The organism is Rhizobium sp. BK316 (genome assembly GCF_014193695.1).
Taxonomy (GTDB): Bacteria; Pseudomonadota; Alphaproteobacteria; order Rhizobiales; family Rhizobiaceae; genus Rhizobium.
In genome coordinates this window covers 1-1,031 of sequence record NZ_JACHZR010000017.1, presented here as the reverse complement: position 1 = coordinate 1,031, position 1,031 = coordinate 1, and the positions used below count along the sequence as shown (strand labels likewise).

Here is a 1,031-nt window from a genome sequence, read left to right as displayed (position 1 = left end):
CGCAGCGTATCACGTCCTTCATCGCCTGTGCATGCCAAGGCATCCACCAAATGCCCTTACGACACTTAATCGTTCTCATTGCCAATGCTCATCATTTACTGGATTTGGAATTCCTATCCTTCTCGCTCGCGCTCGAAGGGGTTCCAAATCGACTATCCGGACAAACCTGAGTTTGCCGAACCAGAGGCACGGTTACCTTTTACAACCGACCATTCATGATGCCATCGACGTGTTCGACCTGATCACTTTATTGGAGCTACGCCGAGCAGCTCACTTGTGTCAGGTCTTAAGACCAGCTTCTCGAGATATGATCCGATACCGCGCGGTCAGGCAACGGTAATCCGATCGTCCGTCAGACGATGCCAAAGACATCGAACAACAAACGATCCAGAGCGACAAGCTTCCTTCCTACCTCCAGTCCCTCCACCATATCCAGCCGGCTAGGCCATCCATGGTTTCACAAGAACTGGGCTCGGACGTTCCGGACATAAGTCCAAAACACCTGGAAGCCTCCAGATCAATCTTCTCTTCACGATATATGCAGAACAGGCATCCGGCTCAAAGCCGATGCAAACTTGTATTTTCTTCAAAGGATATCCGTCAGTCTCGACACCAAAGCGAATTGGTGGAGCTGAGCGGGATCGAACCGCTGACCCCCTGCTTGCAAAGCAGGTGCTCTCCCAGCTGAGCTACAGCCCCAACCATCGCACACCCGACAGCCAAGCCGTCAGGGATCAGTAAACCGCAAGCAAACCATCCGCAAAAGCAAATGGTGGGCCCGGGAAGACTTGAACTTCCGACCCCACGCTTATCAAGCGTGTGCTCTAACCAACTGAGCTACGGGCCCATCTCTTAAAAGGTCCTGCACCAAAAGGCGCAGCACCAAAAGCCAAGAAACAGCGCGAAGCGCAGTCTAGCTATGGTTCGATATCCTTGTGAAGAAAGAGAAACGTGGACGGCGAAAGCTCGCCATACCGTCGTGACCGTAGTCTACGCGGCGTATTGCGTTTCGATGGTCACCTGACTGGTGC

General features: G+C 52.9%; 2 tRNA genes. Both read right to left on the bottom strand.

Going from position 1 to position 1,031, the window contains the following annotated elements:
* Positions 1-623: 623 nt before the first annotated feature.
* A tRNA-Ala gene (locus FHT87_RS31000) sits at positions 624-699 on the bottom strand.
* A 71-nt stretch (positions 700-770) separates the two neighbouring features.
* Positions 771-847 (bottom strand) — tRNA-Ile (locus FHT87_RS30995).
* Positions 848-1,031 lie beyond the last annotated feature (184 nt).